Genomic DNA, 15,540 nt, shown 5'->3' on the forward strand with positions numbered 1-15,540 from the left:
ATGTCGTTTCTCAATCTGTTCTTTTTTGATATCTATCCCTATGTAGCCGGCACCATCTTCCTGGCCGGCAGCTGGCTGCGCTACGATTATGGCCAGTACAGCTGGCGCGCCGGCTCCAGCCAGATGCTGGATAAAAAAGGGATGCGCCTGGCGTCCAATCTGTTCCATATCGGCATCCTGGGTATTTTTTTCGGTCATCTGTTCGGCCTGCTGACGCCGCACTGGGTCTATGAGCCGTTTTTGTCCGTAGCGCTAAAGCAGAAAATGGCGATGGGGGCGGGGGGCGTTTGCGGCATCCTGACCCTGGTGGGCGGGGGCCTGCTATTAAAACGCCGGTTGCTTAATCCGCGCATCCGCGCCACCTCGAGCGTCGGGGATATCCTGATCCTGACCCTGCTGGTGGTCCAGGTGATCCTCGGGCTGCTCACCATTCCGGTATCCGGCAGGCATATGGACGGTGCGGAGATGATGAAGCTGGTGGGCTGGGCGCAGGCGGTGGTCACTTTCCACCCCGGCGCGTCGGCGCACCTTGAGGGCGTGGCGGTTATCTACCGGCTGCATATGATCCTAGGCATGACGCTGTTCGTGCTGTTTCCGTTCTGCCGGCTGGTGCATATCTGGAGCGCGCCGGTGGAATACCTGACGCGGCGCTACCAGGTGGTGCGCAACCGGCGCTAACGCAACTTCGCCGGTGCCGGCGCCCGGGCTTGTGCGGTCCGGCGCCGCGCATTGCCGATCGCCGGCCGGGACCGTTAGGCTTCGCGCCGATCCGGGTCCAGGGATTTCAGCCAGGCGATTTCCTGCGCCCAGATCGCCGGCTCAACGGTCTCCAGGATCATCGGGATAGCGTTAAAGCGCTGATCGGCCATGATCCACTCGAACGCGGTTTTGCCGATATTGCCTTCCCCCAGGCTGTGATGGCGATCCACCCGGCTGTTGAACGCGCTTTTGGCGTCGTTCAGATGCATGCCGCGCAGGTAGGAAAAGCCGACGATATGCTCAAACTGGCTAAAGGTATGGCTGCAGGCATCCTCGGTACGTAAATCGTAGCCGGCGGCAAAGGCGTGGCAGGTATCGATGCACACGCCCACGCGGCTTTTATCCTCTACCCCGTCGATAATCGCCGCCAGGTGTTCAAAGCGAAACCCCAGGTTACTGCCCTGGCCGGCGGTATTCTCGATCACCGCCGTCACGCCCTGGGTGCGTTCCAGCGCGATGTTAATCGACTCGGCGATGCGCGCCAGGCAGGTTTCCTCGTCAATTTGCTGTAAATGGCTGCCGGGATGGAAATTCAGCCGCGTCAGCCCCAACTGCTGGCAGCGGGTCAGTTCGTCGATAAAGGCGTCGCGGGATTTTTCCAGCGCGTCCGCCACCGGGTGTCCCAGGTTAATCAGGTAACTGTCGTGGGGCAGGATCTGATCGGGAGAAAAATTAAATTCCGCGCAGGCGGCGCGGAATTTTTCGCAATCCTCGTCGCTCAGTTCCGCCGCTTTCCATTGCCGCTGGTTTTTGGTAAATAACGCAAACGCCGTCGCGTCCAGTTCGTGGGCGCGGATAACCGCCTGGTCCGCGCCGCCCGCCGCGCTTACATGGGCACCTATATACTTCATGTCTTCTCCTTTTTGACGTTATTATCGCACTGATAATGCCGCTAAAACGCCCGAAAGGGAAAAAAACATCCCTTTTAGCTCAGCAGGCGCTGTACGGCGGCGTTCACCAGGGCGCCGCCCGCCATCAGCCAGAGAAACAACGCCAGCGCCAGCAGCAGCGGCCGCAGCCCGGCGCGTTTAAGCGCCCCGATATGCGTGGTCAGCCCCAGGGCGGCCATTGCCATGGCCAGCAGCCAGGTATCCAGGGTGGTGATGGCCGCGATAAGCCGTGGCGGCAACAGCGGCAACGAGTTCACGCCGGCCACCGCGATAAATCCCAGGGCAAACCAGGGAAACGCGAGGGGGGCGCCGGCCGGGCCATGGGCCCCTGGCGTGCGCCGCCGCAGCCAGGCCGACAGCAGCAGCAGGAACGGGGCCAGCAGCATCACCCGGATCATTTTGCTGATCACCGCCGCGTTTTCCGCCTCCGGACCGACGGCATGGCCCGCCGCCACCACCTGCGCCACCTCGTGCAGGGTGGAACCGGTATAAATACCGAAGGCGGTGGCGCTGACGCTCAGCCAGTGATAATGCGCATTCAGCGCAAACAGCGCCGGATAGAGAAAGAGGGCGGCGGTGCCGAACAGCACCACCGTCGCCACCGCCACGGCGGTTTTATCCGCATCCGCTTTCAGCACCGGCGCGGTGGCCAGCACCGCCGCCGCGCCGCAGATGCTGCTGCCGGCGCCGATAAGCATGGCGGTCTGCCGGTCCAGCCCCAGCCCCCGGCATCCCAGCCGGCAGGCCAGCAAAAAGGTCGAGGACAGCATCAGCACATCAATCACCACCCCGGTGGCGCCGACAGCGCCGATTTGCTGGAAAGTCAGGCGAAAACCATACAGGATAATGCCCAGGCGCAGCAGCCGCTGCCGGGCGAACTGCACGCCGGGGTCACACTGATGAAGCCAGGCCGGCGTGATGATATTGCCCAGCACCATGCCCGCCAGTATCGCCAGCGTCAGTGCGCCAAGCCCCAGGCCGGCAACGGCGGGCAGGTCGCCGGCGCGTATGGCCGCCAGGGTAATGGCCGCCGCCAGCAACAGCCCGGACAGGCGGCGCCCGGCCAGGCGGATCGGGGGTAATAACTTTTCATGGCGCAGGGATAACATCGTTTCGCTCCTCTATTCCCGGATAAAAACAGGGTAATGGGCGCTGGCATAAAAGAGAAATTGATTATATGTTTATAACCTATCGTTATTAGTGGTTAAGCGTCACGTCAAGGAACCCGTATCTGATGCATATCACCCTGCGCCAGCTTGAAGTCTTTACCGAAGTGGTTAAAAGCGGCTCCACCATTCAGGCCGCCCTGGCGCTGGCGTTGTCCCAGTCCGCCGTCAGCGCGGCGCTGACCGAGCTGGAAAGCCAGCTGAACCTGCAGCTGTTCGATCGGGTGGGCAAACGGCTGGCGATTAACGAGCACGGACGACTGCTGTATCCCAAGGCGATGGCGCTGCTGGAGCGGGTGATGGAAATCGAGCAATTGTTCCATGGCGGCAACGGCGCGCTGCGCCTGTTCGCCAGCAGCACCATCGGCAACTATATCCTGCCGGAATTGATTGCCGGCTATCGCCGCGATTATCCCGACACCTCGCTGGAGCTGCAGGTGGGCAACAGCCAGGACGTGGTAAATGCCGTCATTGATTTTCGCGTCGACCTGGGCTTGATTGAAGGGCCGAGCCACAATCCGGATCTGGTTACCCAGCCCTGGCTGCAGGATGAGCTGGTGGCGTTTGCCGCGCCGGATAATCCGCTGGCGGGACGCCGGCTGGCGCTGGCGGAGCTGGCCGGCGCGCCCTGGATCCTGCGCGAGCAGGGATCGGGCACCCGGGAAATCGTCGATTACCTGCTGCTGGCCCGGCTGCCAAGCTTTCTGCCGGTCATGGAACTCGGCAATTCGGAAGCCATCAAGCACGCGGTGCGCCACGGCCTGGGCATCAGTTGCCTGTCGCGGCGGGTGGTGGCGGAGGCGCTGGCGCTCGGCACCCTGGTCACGCTGGATCTGCCGCTGCCGCCGCTGATGCGCACGCTTTACCTGGTGCATCACCGGCAAAAACACCTTTCCCAGGCGCTGGCCCGTTTCCAGGACTACTGCCGCCGGTTCGACATGCTCCCGCGCTAAGCGTCCGGCGATGTCGCGCCACCGTCCCGGACCGGCGGCCGCGGCAAAAAGCGGCAATCTTCCGCCGTATTGCTTATAATTCCCCGCCGATCATGAAGGTCTCTTATAACCGGCGCGTTGCGCTATCCCCCGCCGCCTGATTTGTTACAATCCGCCCTCGATTTTTGTACGGACAGACTGAACAACCATGTTGCAAAACCGCATCGAACCCCAGGCCGCGCCGGGCCTGCGGCGTGAACTTAAGGCACGCCACCTGACCATGATCGCCATCGGCGGCTCCATCGGCACCGGGCTGTTTGTCGCCTCCGGGGCGACCATCTCCCAGGCGGGTCCCGGCGGCGCGCTGCTCTCCTATATCCTGATAGGCCTGATGGTTTATTTCCTGATGACCAGCCTGGGCGAACTGGCGGCCTACATGCCGGTGTCCGGCTCGTTCGCCACCTACGGCGCGCGCTACGTCGAGGAAGGGTTCGGTTTTGCGCTGGGCTGGAACTACTGGTACAACTGGGCGGTGACCATCGCCGTCGATCTGGTGGCCTCGCAGTTGGTAATGAACTACTGGTTCCCCACGGTGCCCGGCTGGATCTGGAGCGCCATATTCCTTGCCATTATGTTTTTGCTTAACGCCATTTCGGTCAAGGGCTTCGGCGAGGCGGAATACTGGTTTTCACTGATCAAAGTGGTCACGGTGGTGATATTTATCGCCGTGGGCGTACTGATGATTGCCGGTATCCTGCGCGGCGGCGAGGGTGCGGGCTGGCATAACTGGCTGGTGGGGGACGCGCCTTTCGCCGGCGGGTTCCCGGCGATGATCGGGGTGGCGATGATTGTCGGTTTCTCTTTCCAGGGCACCGAGCTTATCGGCGTCGCCGCCGGCGAGTCCGCCGATCCGGGCAAGAATATTCCGCGCGCGGTGCGCCAGGTGTTCTGGCGTATCCTGCTGTTCTACGTGCTGGCCATCCTGATTATCAGCCTCATCATCCCCTATACCGACCCGAACCTGCTGCGCAACGACGTCAAGGATATTACCGTCAGTCCGTTTACGCTGGTGTTCCGCAACGCCGGTTTGCTCTCCGCCGCCGCCGTAATGAACGCGGTGATCCTGACCGCCGTGCTTTCGGCCGGCAATTCCGGCATGTATGCCTCCACCCGCATGCTGTATATGCTGGCCTGCGAAGGCAAGGCGCCGAAAATCTTCGCCAAGTTATCCCGGGGCGGGGTGCCGCGCAACGCGCTCTATTTGACCACCATCATGGCCGGCCTGTGCTTTCTGACCTCGATGTACGGCAACCAGACGGTCTACCTGTGGCTGCTTAATACCTCCGGCATGACCGGCTTTATCGCCTGGCTGGGCATCGCCATCAGCCATTACCGCTTTCGTAAAGGGTATATCATCCAGGGCCGCCGGCTCAGCGACCTGCCGTATATCTCGGGCTTTTTTCCCCTGGGGCCGATTTTCGCCTTTGTGCTGTGCCTGCTTATCACGCTCGGGCAAAACTACCAGGCGTTTTTACAGGATCGCATCGACTGGTACAGCGTCACCGCCACCTATATCGGCATCCCGCTGTTCCTGGTTATCTGGCTGGGTTACAAATGGAGCCACGGCTCGCGCCTGGTGCCTTATCGGGAGATGATTTTCCCCGCCCGGCCCGATGCCGCTGAACGCCAGGACGCCGCAGCAGCGCCCGCGCCCCTGCGCTCGGAGAGCTGAGCCGCGGGACGGCGGATGATGCGCCCGCCGTCCGCCCGGCCTGTCGCGCGCGTCGTCCCCTCGGGTGATCCCGGGCGGCGCGCCGGCCTGGGTTTATAGCGCGATTGGCTTTTTATATGCCGAAAAAATGCTTACCCATTGCCCGGATACCCAATAAGATATTCTTCCCATTCCAGCGCGGGCCGGGTCGGCTAGGTCAGTTCGCACGGCGCGCGGTTTTATACAGGCCAAGGCATGTCATACGCAATCCGTGTACAGGTATCTCCCGATAATTACTATTCCTACCCCGGCGCCATCGAACAGCTGGTCCATTTCTATCCTGCGGACGTGCTGGCGAACGCGGTCTGGATTTACGGCGAACGGGCGCTGGCGGCGGCGCGCGCCTACCTGCCGGCGTCCTTTGACGCCCCCGGCGCGGTGCGCATCGGTTTTGCCGGCCATTGCAGCGAGCGCGACGTTGCGGATCTGGCGCGCCGGGCCGGCGGCGACCGCCGTGTGGTGATAGGCGTCGGCGGCGGGGCGGTGCTGGATACCGCCAAGGTGGTGGCCCGTCGCCTGGGCATCCCGCTGGTGGCTATCCCCACCATCGCCGCCACCTGCGCCGCCTGGACGCCGCTCTCGGTCTGGTACGACGACGCCGGGCAAGCCCTGCGCTTTGAAATCTTCGCCGATGCCAACCACCTGGTACTGGTGGAGCCGCGCATTATCCTGGCGGCGCCGAAAGCTTACCTGCTGGCGGGCATCGGCGATACGCTGGCGAAATGGTATGAGGCGGTGGTGCTCAGTGCCGAACCGGAAAAACTGCCGCTTACCGTACGCCTGGGGCTCCAGACCGCGCTGGCGGCGCGCGATGTGCTGCTCAACCAAAGCGCCGCGGCGCTGACGGCGCTGGACCGGGGCGAGCTAAGCCAGGATTTTCTTGATGTGGTGGACGCCATTATCGCCGCCGGCGGCATGGTGGGCGGCCTGGGCGAACGCTACACGCGGGTGGCGGCCGCGCACGCGGTCCATAACGGCTTAACGGCGCTGCCCGCCACCGCGTCCTTTTTGCATGGCACCAAAGTCGCCTACGGCATCCTGGTCCAGTGCGCCCTGCTGGGACAACATGACGTCCTGCGCGCGCTCAGCGCCGCCTGGAGCCGCTTCGGCCTGCCGACGTCGCTGGCGGCCATGCGCGTGGATATCAACGACCGCGACGCCGTCGGCCAGCTCATTGCCCGCACGCTCCAGCCGGGAGAATCCATCCATCTGGTGCCGATCGCTTTAAACGAGGCTATTGTGCTGCAGGCGCTGCGCGACGTCGAGGCTGTCGCCGCCGGTGCGGCAGCGTAAGCATGGCGGGTAAAAGGGAAAGCGTGCCTATGAGGCCGAAGCAGCCACGGCGTTTCGGGGCACCGGACGCCCCCGTTTCGCCAGGCTCGCTGTCGGCGGATTCACAGTGGACGGGCGTTAACGGTTAAGATGCAGCGCGTGAAAGCGCAGATGATCCTCGATAAAACTGGCGATGAAAAAATAGCTGTGATCATAACCCGGCTGGATGCGCAACGTTAACGGCCAGTCCCGCCGCCGCGCCAGATCCGCAAACTTCTCGGGCTGCAGCTGCGTCGCCAGAAACTGATCGGCATCGCCCTGATCTATCAGTATCGGCAATGGCCTGGCCGCATCCCCCGCCAGCAGGACACAGCTATCGTATTCCCGCCACGCCTGCGCGTTATCTCCCAGGTAGTGGCTAAACGCCTTGCGCCCCCAGGGCACCTCCGCCGGATTCACAATAGGCGCAAACGCCGACACCGAACTAAACCGCCCCGGGAAACGCAACGCCAGCATCAGCGCGCCGTGGCCGCCCATGGAATGCCCCATGATCGCCTGCCGGCCGCTTACCGCAAACTGCCGTCGCACCAGCGCCGGCAACTCTTCGGCCACATAATCAAACATCCGGAATTGCCCGGCCCAGGGTTGCCGAGTGGCGTTAACGTAAAACCCCGCGCCCTGGCCCAGATCATACGCCTCGTCATCCGGCACATCCGCGCCTCGGGGGCTGGTATCCGGCATCACCAGCAACAGGTTCAGCTCGGCGGCCACCCGCTGGGCGCCGCTTTTCTGCGAAAAATTCTCATCGCTGCAGGTCAGTCCCGACAGCCAGAACACCATATGCGGCGGCGCCGCGTGCCGATCGGCGTGCGGCACGAACAGGCTATAGGTCATCAGGCCGCCGGTACTCGCCGCACGATGGCGAAAACGGCATTGCCGGCCGCCGAACAGCCGGTGCTCATCAATACACTCAGGCATCGCATCCATCACATATTCTCCAGGACCACATCGTTAACCGCACACCCGTTCCCGGGCGCGGGCGGGTATTGCTCGATAATCAGTTTTTTCAGCGCCGCCACGTTGGGGCTGAACGCATCGGCGCGCCAGATAAGCCACGTCGCCACATCGGCGGTGGGCGCCGGCAGTTCATGCACCGACACCCGCCGCCGATCCGGTAATTGACGCAGCACCGTCAGCGGCAGCATGGCTACGCCGGCGCCGCTGGCGACGCAGGCCAGCATGGTATGATACGACTGAATTTCCAGGATCGGACCGGGCGCCACGCCCTGCTGTGCAAACCACGCTTCAAAGCGCCGGCGGTAAGAACAGCTGGGGCGAAAGGCGAACAACGTCTTGCCGGCAATCTCCGCCGGGCTGTCGATCGGCGGCTGATCGAGCGCGGCAATCAATACCAGCGTCTCGGCGAAGCTGTAGCAACCTTCTATTTCAGCATAGTTCACCGGACCGTCCACCAGGGCGGCGGCCAGGGTGCCGGCGCGCACGCCGTCCACCAGCTCCCCCGAGGATCCGGTCACCAGCGACAACGACACCCGGGGAAAACGCTGATGATAGGTGGCCAGCAGCGCGGGCAGGCGGATGGCCGCCGTGCTTTCCATGGAGCCGAGGGCAAAATTGCCCGTCGGTTCCCCGGCGTGGGTCATGCTGATGGCCTCTTCGCTCAGCGCCAGGATCCGCGTGGCGTAGCCCAGGAAATTATGCCCCATGGGCGAGAGCCGCAGGCGCTGTTTTTCGCGGATAAACAGATCGGTTCCCAATTCCCGCTCCAGCTGCCGCAGCCGGGTGGTCAGGTTGGACGGCACGCGATGCAACTGCTCGGCGGCGCGCGCCAGCGAACCGGTATCGGCGGCGGCGCAGAACATTTTCAGCTGGGTCAGATCCATATGTTCTCGATTTGTCAGTAAGTTGGTCTTGATTATTCATTTTTCGTGAGTTTAGTGATCGTGCATGCTATTGGCAAGATGAATATTTCTTGTGGAGAAGGTATGGCGATAAAAGTGGCCCTGAGCGGCTTTCTGGCACTGTTGGTGGCGATGGGTATCGGCCGTTTCGCCTTTACGCCGCAGGTACCGCTGATGATAAGCGCGGGGCAGTTAACCCTTACCGGGGCGGGGGTGGTGGCGGCCTGTAATTACCTGGGCTACCTGGTGGGCGCTTATGACGCCATGCGCGCGGGCAGGGGGCTGGAAATACGGCTGTGGCTTGGGCTGTGGGGGACGGTGGCCATCACGCTGCTCTGCGCCGTTACCCACAGCCTGCTTGCGCACTGCCTGCTGCGTTTGCTGGCGGGCGCGGCCAGCGGATGGGCAATGGTGCTGGTGGCGGCCTGGACCGGCGACCGGCTGGTACAACTACGTCGCCCGGCGCTCAGTGCCGCGGTGTTCGCCGGTCCCGGCGCCGGCATCATGGTCAGCGGCCTGCTGGCGCTGGTCATGCATCGCCTGGATATCCACGCCGCGGGCGCCTGGCTGGTCTATGGCGTTACGGCGCTGCTGCTGGTGGCGCTTATCAGCGCGCATCTGCCCAGAGGCGGCGCGCTGACGCGCCAGGGCCCGGACGCCGCCAGGCCGGCGCTGACGCCACGGCTGAAAAGCCTGGTCTGGAGCTACTCCCTGGCGGGTTTCGGTTATATCCTGCCGGCCACCTTTCTGGCGCAGATGGCGGCCGCGCGGTTTCCCGGCAGCGAGACCGGCCACTGGATCTGGCCGGTGTTCGGCGCCGCCAGCATGGCGGGCATTGGGGTCGGCATTCTGACGCGCCATCGCCTGCGCGCCGGCCAGCGGCTGGCGCTGACCCTCTGGGCGCAAACGCTCGGCGTCGGCCTGATGATCGCCATGCCCGGCGTCGCCGGCCTGATGGCGGGCGCGGTGCTCACCGGCGGCGGCTTTTTGAGCGTGGTGCAATTGACGCTGGTCTGCTCCCGCCGCCAGGCGCCGGATCATATGCGCTTCATGACCGGCCTGCTCACCTGCGGCTACGCGGTCGGGCAGCTTATCGGCCCCATGCTTTCCGCGCTGGCCAGCAGCCTGACCGGCCGGCTGGAGCCGGCGCTGATGACGGCGGTGGCCGCCCTGGCGCTCGCGGGCGCGCTGGCATGGCGTCAGCCCTGAACGGTTAGTCACAGGCGGCGATGCGGTAAAGCCGGTAAAAATTTCATGGCGCATGCAACACATTCACTGGATAAACGCGGCGCTCTCTACTAGAGTGGGGGCGCATCTTGACGTGATGAGATCAAGAGCAGCCAGGCCTGCCGGAGAAGAAAAAGTATGCTATCGCTGACAACAGAAGCCGCATTGGTGCATGAAGCCTTAATGACGCGCGGCCTCGAAACGCCCCTGCGCGGGGAAGTGCTGGACGGGGAAACCCGCAAACGGCAGATTGCCGAGCACATGACCGCCATAATGAACCTGCTTAACCTGGATTTATCCGACGACAGCCTGGCGGAAACGCCGCACCGGATTGCCAAGATGTACGTTGATGAAATTTTTTCCGGCCTGGATTACGCCAATTTCCCCAAAATCACCCTGATTCAAAACAAGATGAAGGTGGATGAAATGGTCACGGTACGGGATATCACCCTGACCAGCACCTGCGAACACCACTTCGTGATTATCGACGGCAAGGCCACCGTGGCCTATATCCCGAAGGACAGCGTGATTGGCTTATCCAAAATCAACCGCATCGTGCAGTTTTTCGCCCAGCGCCCGCAGGTGCAGGAGCGTCTGACGCAGCAAATCCTGGTGGCGCTGCAAACCCTGCTCGGCACCCTGAACGTGGCGGTGTCCATCGACGCGGTGCATTACTGCGTGAAAGCGCGCGGCATCCGCGACGCCACCAGCGCCACCACCACCACGTCCCTGGGCGGATTGTTTAAATCCAGCCAGAATACGCGCCAGGAATTTTTACGGGCCGTACGCCACCACAACGGCTGATGCGGCGCTGATATGTGTTACGGCGCGGTGCGCGCCGCCTGATAAAAGAGGTTGCCCATGCGCGAGCGCATCGCCATGCTGGACTGCGCGCGGGGGATGGCGATTCTCGGCATCCTGCTGATGAATATTACCGCCTTCGGCCTGCCGAAGGCGGCCTATCTCAATCCGGCGTTTATGGGCGCGCCTTCCCTGGCCGATGCCTGGACCTGGGCCGTGATGGACATGGTGGCGCAGGTCAAGTTCCTGACCCTGTTCGCCCTGCTGTTCGGCGCCGGCCTGCAAATGCTGCTGCCGCGCGGCGGCCGCTGGATACGCTCGCGGCTGTTTTGGCTGATGGCCTTTGGCCTGATCCACGCCATCTTTTTCTGGGACGGCGATATCCTGCTGGATTACGGCCTGGTGGGGCTGCTGTGCCTGGGCGCCATTCGCCACGATATATCGTCCGGGCGCCTGATCGGCGCCGGCATCGCCCTGTACGCCATCGGCCTCGGCATCCTGGTGCTGATGCAGGCGATGCTGGCCGGCGCCGCGCCGGGGCGGTTCTGGCTGCCCGGCGTGGCCGATCGCATTTACGAATACTACTGGCAAACCACCGGCGGTCCCGAAGCCTGGAGCGTGCGCCTGGCGTTATTGCAATCGAGCCTGATGTCGCTGGCGGCCCAGTACGGCTGGCTGCTGGCCGGCGCCATGCTGATTGGCGCCGGGCTGATGCGCAGCGGCTGGCTGGCGGGCAACAGAAGTCCCGCCCACTACCGCGCCATGGCGTCCTGGCTTATTCCCCTGGGGCTGGCGATAAACCTGCCGTCGGTGGTGGCGCAGTGGCAATCGGGCTGGGCTTATCACTGGTGCGCGTTCCTGCTGCAAATCCCCCGCGAGCTGGGCGCCCCGTTCCAGGCGCTCGGCTACGTGGCGCTGTGCTACGGCTTCTGGCCGGCCATCGGCGGCCTGCGCGTCGTGCGCTGGGTGAGTAACGTCGGACGCATGGCGTTGAGCAACTACCTGCTGCAAACACTGCTGTGCACCCTGGTGTTTAACCAGTTCGGCCTGTTTATGTCCCTCGGCCGCACCGGCCTGCTGCTGCTGGTGCCCCCCGTCTGGCTGGCCAATATCCTGTTTTCCACCCTGTGGCTGCGGTTTTTCCCCCAGGGGCCGATGGAATGGGCATGGCGCCGCCTCACCCGGCTGACCGCCGGCGCCCCGGCGCGCGCGGCGGACTAAGGTCCTTCCCCGGGGCAGGGCATCGCCATCCATTATCCCTGGCGGAGGCGGGATTGCCGGGAGAGTGCGCCATTACTTTAATCATTCATCAAAGCATGTGCCCGCTTAAGGTTAGGTTAATTTTTTCATGGTTAACTGGCGCTAATATTTCCCTGAGCTAACCTGAATATGTGGTTTAATATTGCGAAAGCGGCGCCGCGCCCCACGGTCAGCCCGTGGTTTTTTAATATTATCGTGGCGCTGATAATTACTTTTTTCCAGAATATCGTTTATTTTAGAAAAGTCCTGCAGCTCGTCGATATATCAGCAGGCTACAACTTACTGTTTTTTATCAGCATGCCCGTTACCCTGTTGTTCGCGCTCAATGTATTATTCAGCGTGATCCTGCTGCCTTATATCCGCAAGCCCATCGTCATCCTATTGTTTTTCAGCGACGCCCTGGCGCAGTATTTTATGCAGGCGTACGGCATTATTATCGACCGGGGCATGGTCCAGAACACCCTTGACACCACGCTTGTGGAAAGCGTCGCCCTGCTGACGCCGCGCCTGGCGCTGTATCTTATCGTCTTCGGTATTTTGCCCTCGCTGCTGGTGTTGTGGATCAAGGTCAGGCCGGTGGCGTTTTCCTGGTCGAATATCGGTCTGCATTTCCTGAATGTCCTGGTATCGCTCTGTGTTATCGCGCTGGTGGCCTCTTTCTTTTATAAAGACTACGCTTCGCTGATGCGCAATAACCAGCAGCTGGTGAAAAACCTGGTCCCCAGCGATATGGCGCTCGGCGGCTATTCCTATTACAAGCATGATTACGTCAAGAAAATGCCCTTCACCGAGCGCGGCCAGGACGCGCATATTGTCCCCGCGATTCATGACAATCATAAAAAGAACCTGATCATCGTGGTGGTGGGCGAGACCTCCCGCGCGCAGGATTTTTCGCTGGGCGGCTACGGCCAACTGACCAACCCCAAGCTGGCGGCGGACAACGTCATCTATTTTCCGGACACCTCGTCCTGCGGCACCGCCACGGCGGTATCGGTACCCTGCATGTTTTCCGGCATGACGCGCAGGCAGTATGACGGCGAAAAAGCCGACAGCCAAAGCAACGCGCTGGATATCATCCAGCGGGCGCAGGTGGATGTGCTGTGGCGGGAAAACGACGGCGGCTGCAAGGATGTCTGCCTGCGGGTGCCCACCGAACAGCTCAGCACCTGGCATCTACCCGAACTCTGCGCCGAAGGCGTCTGCCTGGACGAAGCCCTGCTGCGCAACCTGGACGGCTACATCAACGCGCGCACCAAGGATACGGTTATCGTGCTGCATACCATGGGCAGCCACGGCCCGACTTATTACCAGCGCTACCCGAAAACCGCCGCCGCCTTTGCCCCCACCTGCGACACCAACGAGATTCAAACCTGTTCGAACCAGGCGCTGGTTAACACTTATGACAATACTATTGTCTATATAGACGACATGCTTGATAAGACCATAAAATTGCTGCAAGCTCATGGCGATAGGTTCAATACCGCCCTGGTCTATCTGTCAGATCACGGCGAATCCCTGGGCGAGAACGGTATCTATCTGCACGGCATGCCCTACGCCGTGGCGCCGGCCCAGCAAACCCATATCCCGATGCTGATTTGGCTGTCGCCCGACTATGTCCAGGCGCATGCCGTCCGGGAAGACTGCCTGCGAGACCGGGCAAAACGACAGGCCTACTCACACGATAATCTCTTCTCTACGTTGCTTGGACTGACCGATGTCAAAACGCAACTCTATCAGCCGGATCTTGATGTTTTACAACCTTGCCGGGATGCGCAGCAATGAAAATTCTGATCATCGAAGACGATAAGTTATTGCAGGACGGCCTGCGAATGGCCCTGCAGCAGGAAGGCTACGCCAGCGACTGCGCGGGTAATCTGCGCGACGCGGAACATCTGATGGACAGCACCGCCTACAGCCTGGCAATACTCGACCTGGGCCTGCCGGACGGTGACGGCATGTCGCTGCTGAATCTGTGGCGCAAGGCGGGAAACGACGTGCCGGTGCTGATCCTGACCGCGCGCGATGGCATCGATGAACGGGTGCACGGTCTAAACCTGGGGGCGGACGATTACCTGGTCAAGCCTTTTGCCCTCAGCGAGCTGCTGGCCCGGGTGCGCGCCATTATCCGCCGCCATCAGGGCAAAAGTAACAATCAGCTGTGGGTGGATAATATTTCACTCGACCTGAACAGCCACGAAGTGACCCTGGACGGCAAGATTATCGAACTGACGCCGAAGGAATTCGCCATTCTTTCCCGGCTGATGCTGCGGGCGGGGCATCGCATCCACCGCGAAATCCTCCATCAGGATCTGTATAACTGGGATGACGACCCCTCGTCCAACTCGCTCGAGGTCCATATTCATAATCTGCGGGCGAAAATCGGCAAGGATCGTATCCGCACCCTGCGCGGATTCGGTTACCTGCTGACCAAAACCGCGGCAGGGGAGCCGTCATGAAAGCCGCCGACGGTCCGATGACCAGCATGCGCTGGCGGCTTATCGTGGTGCTGGGCATTATCCTGCTGTGTTGCCAGCTGATTACCGTTATCTGGTTATGGCACGAAAGCAAAGAACAAATCGACCTGCTGGTCAACCGTACCCTGGCGGAGAGCGTGCGTAACGAGCACGTTAACCAGGAAATACGCGAGGCCATCGCCGCGCTCAGCGTGCCGTCGCTGATGATGATTATGTTCACGCTGTTCTTCTGCTTCCAGGCGGTGAACTGGATAACCCAGCCGCTCTCGCGCCTGCAGGACGCGCTGGGATCGCGCGGCGCGGAAAACTTTGAGCCGCTGCCGGAGCTCGGCAATATCCGCGAGGTGATCGCCGTCACCCGCAGCCTTAACCAGCTGTTGTTCCGGCTGAATACCACCTTGCAGCAGGACCGGCAGTTTACCTCCGACGTGGCCCATGAATTACGCACGCCGCTTTCCGGCATCCGGCTGCACCTGGAGGTACAGGAAAAGCAGTACGGTATCGACTGCCAGCCGCTTATCGAGCGGGTGGACAATATGTCCTATACCGTGGAACAGCTGCTGCTGCTGGCGCGCATTCGCCACGATTTTTCCTCCGGCCATTACCAAACGGTCAGGTTCAGGGACGACGTTATCATCCCACAGCAAAGCGAACTGGACGAGATGGTGGAACAGCGCGGACAGCGGATACGCTGGCTGCTGCCGGAAACGGAAATCATTTTCCAGGGCAATGCCATCCTGATGCGGCTGCTGCTGCGCAACCTGGTGGAAAACGCCCACCGCTACAGCCCGGCGGACAGTATTATCGTCGTGCGGCTCACGCATGACGGCGCTGACGGCATCCAGCTTCAGGTGATTGACGAAGGGCCGGGCGTCGACCCGGCGAAAGCGGTGGAACTGACGAAGGAATTCGTGCGCATGGATCAGCGCTATAACGGCATCGGCCTGGGATTAAGTATTGTCACCCGCATTGCGCAGCTGCACAACGGCCGCTTCGAGCTGGTCAACCGCGACGACCACTCCGGCACCATCGCCCGCCTGTTCCTAACCGAACCGGCCTAGGAGACCGC

At 61.9% G+C, this 15,540-nt stretch carries 14 protein-coding genes; 10 read left to right on the forward strand and 4 right to left on the reverse strand.

Annotation, left to right across the window (positions count from 1 at the left end; all coding sequences use genetic code 11):
• A complete protein-coding gene (gene narI, locus ACL2XN_RS26220) occupies positions 1 to 678 on the forward strand; it encodes a respiratory nitrate reductase subunit gamma (protein WP_410014310.1) in 678 nt (225 codons plus the stop codon).
• 74 nt (positions 679 to 752) lie between these two features.
• On the opposite strand, the gene nfo is transcribed toward narI, so the two are convergent.
• Positions 753 to 1,610, reverse strand: a complete 858-nt coding sequence (gene nfo, locus ACL2XN_RS26225; protein ID WP_413729776.1) for a deoxyribonuclease IV — start codon at positions 1,608 to 1,610, stop codon at positions 753 to 755.
• Between the two features lie 74 nt (positions 1,611 to 1,684).
• Positions 1,685 to 2,758, reverse strand: coding sequence for a YeiH family protein (locus ACL2XN_RS26230; RefSeq protein ID WP_413729777.1), 1,074 nt, complete (start codon positions 2,756 to 2,758; stop codon positions 1,685 to 1,687).
• Positions 2,759 to 2,883: 125 nt separating this feature from the next.
• On the opposite strand from ACL2XN_RS26230, the gene yieE reads away from it, so the two are divergent.
• From yieE to ACL2XN_RS26245, 3 genes are all read left to right on the forward strand, one after another.
• The gene (yieE, locus tag ACL2XN_RS26235; RefSeq protein WP_413729778.1) at positions 2,884 to 3,768 is read left to right on the forward strand and encodes a DNA-binding transcriptional regulator YeiE; all 885 of its coding nucleotides are present in this window, start codon (positions 2,884 to 2,886) and stop codon (positions 3,766 to 3,768) included.
• A gap of 187 nt (positions 3,769 to 3,955) precedes the next feature.
• Positions 3,956 to 5,479: an amino acid permease gene (locus tag ACL2XN_RS26240; protein WP_413729779.1), complete on the forward strand. Its 1,524-nt coding sequence runs from the start codon at positions 3,956 to 3,958 to the stop codon at positions 5,477 to 5,479.
• 234 nt (positions 5,480 to 5,713) lie between these two features.
• On the forward strand, positions 5,714 to 6,811 hold the full coding sequence (locus tag ACL2XN_RS26245; RefSeq protein ID WP_413729780.1) for an oxidoreductase: 1,098 nt from the start codon (positions 5,714 to 5,716) through the stop codon (positions 6,809 to 6,811).
• 117 nt (positions 6,812 to 6,928) lie between these two features.
• On the opposite strand, the gene fghA is transcribed toward ACL2XN_RS26245, so the two are convergent.
• Positions 6,929 to 7,777 carry an S-formylglutathione hydrolase gene (gene fghA / locus ACL2XN_RS26250; RefSeq protein WP_413729781.1) on the reverse strand — a complete coding sequence of 283 codons (849 nt, stop codon included), beginning with the start codon at positions 7,775 to 7,777 and terminating at the stop codon, positions 6,929 to 6,931.
• Complete coding sequence (gene ptrR / locus ACL2XN_RS26255) at positions 7,777 to 8,691, reverse strand: putrescine utilization regulator PtrR (RefSeq protein WP_413729782.1); 915 nt, start codon at positions 8,689 to 8,691, stop codon at positions 7,777 to 7,779. The genes fghA and ptrR overlap by 1 nt, the downstream gene beginning before the upstream one ends.
• Before the next feature lie 102 nt (positions 8,692 to 8,793).
• Here ptrR and ACL2XN_RS26260 point away from each other — a divergent pair, with 102 nt between their 5' ends.
• The 6 genes from ACL2XN_RS26260 (at position 8,794) to pmrB (ending at position 15,532) form a co-directional block, all read left to right on the forward strand.
• The gene (locus tag ACL2XN_RS26260; protein WP_410014318.1) at positions 8,794 to 9,918 is read left to right on the forward strand and encodes a YbfB/YjiJ family MFS transporter; all 1,125 of its coding nucleotides are present in this window, start codon (positions 8,794 to 8,796) and stop codon (positions 9,916 to 9,918) included.
• A 156-nt stretch (positions 9,919 to 10,074) separates the two neighbouring features.
• Positions 10,075 to 10,740 carry a GTP cyclohydrolase I FolE gene (folE, locus tag ACL2XN_RS26265; protein ID WP_162368522.1) on the forward strand — a complete coding sequence of 222 codons (666 nt, stop codon included), beginning with the start codon at positions 10,075 to 10,077 and terminating at the stop codon, positions 10,738 to 10,740.
• 57 nt (positions 10,741 to 10,797) lie between these two features.
• Positions 10,798 to 11,958 (forward strand): DUF418 domain-containing protein YeiB, encoded by a 1,161-nt coding sequence (gene yeiB, locus ACL2XN_RS26270; RefSeq protein ID WP_413723269.1) that lies wholly within the window; start codon positions 10,798 to 10,800, stop codon positions 11,956 to 11,958.
• Positions 11,959 to 12,126: 168 nt separating this feature from the next.
• A complete protein-coding gene (eptA, locus tag ACL2XN_RS26275; protein WP_413729783.1) occupies positions 12,127 to 13,779 on the forward strand; it encodes a phosphoethanolamine transferase EptA in 1,653 nt (550 codons plus the stop codon).
• Complete coding sequence (gene pmrA, locus ACL2XN_RS26280; protein ID WP_410014321.1) at positions 13,776 to 14,453, forward strand: two-component system response regulator PmrA; 678 nt, start codon at positions 13,776 to 13,778, stop codon at positions 14,451 to 14,453. Before eptA ends, pmrA begins: the two co-directional genes overlap by 4 nt.
• Positions 14,450 to 15,532, forward strand: coding sequence for a two-component system sensor histidine kinase PmrB (gene pmrB / locus ACL2XN_RS26285; protein ID WP_410014322.1), 1,083 nt, complete (start codon positions 14,450 to 14,452; stop codon positions 15,530 to 15,532). The genes pmrA and pmrB overlap by 4 nt, the downstream gene beginning before the upstream one ends.
• Positions 15,533 to 15,540: the final 8 nt, after the last annotated feature.

This window comes from Sodalis sp. RH22 (assembly GCF_047324165.1).
In the GTDB taxonomy this organism is placed as follows: domain Bacteria; phylum Pseudomonadota; class Gammaproteobacteria; order Enterobacterales; family Enterobacteriaceae; genus Acerihabitans.

Coding starts and splice junctions, on each gene's coding strand:
- narI (WP_410014310.1), top strand. CDS start 1: ATGTCGTTTCTCAATCTGTTCTTTTTTGATATCTATCCCTATGTAGCC.
- nfo (WP_413729776.1), bottom strand. CDS start 1,610: ATGAAGTATATAGGTGCCCATGTAAGCGCGGCGGGCGGCGCGGACCAG.
- ACL2XN_RS26230 (WP_413729777.1), bottom strand. CDS start 2,758: ATGTTATCCCTGCGCCATGAAAAGTTATTACCCCCGATCCGCCTGGCC.
- yieE (WP_413729778.1), top strand. CDS start 2,884: ATGCATATCACCCTGCGCCAGCTTGAAGTCTTTACCGAAGTGGTTAAA.
- ACL2XN_RS26240 (WP_413729779.1), top strand. CDS start 3,956: ATGTTGCAAAACCGCATCGAACCCCAGGCCGCGCCGGGCCTGCGGCGT.
- ACL2XN_RS26245 (WP_413729780.1), top strand. CDS start 5,714: ATGTCATACGCAATCCGTGTACAGGTATCTCCCGATAATTACTATTCC.
- fghA (WP_413729781.1), bottom strand. CDS start 7,777: ATGGATGCGATGCCTGAGTGTATTGATGAGCACCGGCTGTTCGGCGGC.
- ptrR (WP_413729782.1), bottom strand. CDS start 8,691: ATGGATCTGACCCAGCTGAAAATGTTCTGCGCCGCCGCCGATACCGGT.
- ACL2XN_RS26260 (WP_410014318.1), top strand. CDS start 8,794: ATGGCGATAAAAGTGGCCCTGAGCGGCTTTCTGGCACTGTTGGTGGCG.
- folE (WP_162368522.1), top strand. CDS start 10,075: ATGCTATCGCTGACAACAGAAGCCGCATTGGTGCATGAAGCCTTAATG.
- yeiB (WP_413723269.1), top strand. CDS start 10,798: ATGCGCGAGCGCATCGCCATGCTGGACTGCGCGCGGGGGATGGCGATT.
- eptA (WP_413729783.1), top strand. CDS start 12,127: ATGTGGTTTAATATTGCGAAAGCGGCGCCGCGCCCCACGGTCAGCCCG.
- pmrA (WP_410014321.1), top strand. CDS start 13,776: ATGAAAATTCTGATCATCGAAGACGATAAGTTATTGCAGGACGGCCTG.
- pmrB (WP_410014322.1), top strand. CDS start 14,450: ATGAAAGCCGCCGACGGTCCGATGACCAGCATGCGCTGGCGGCTTATC.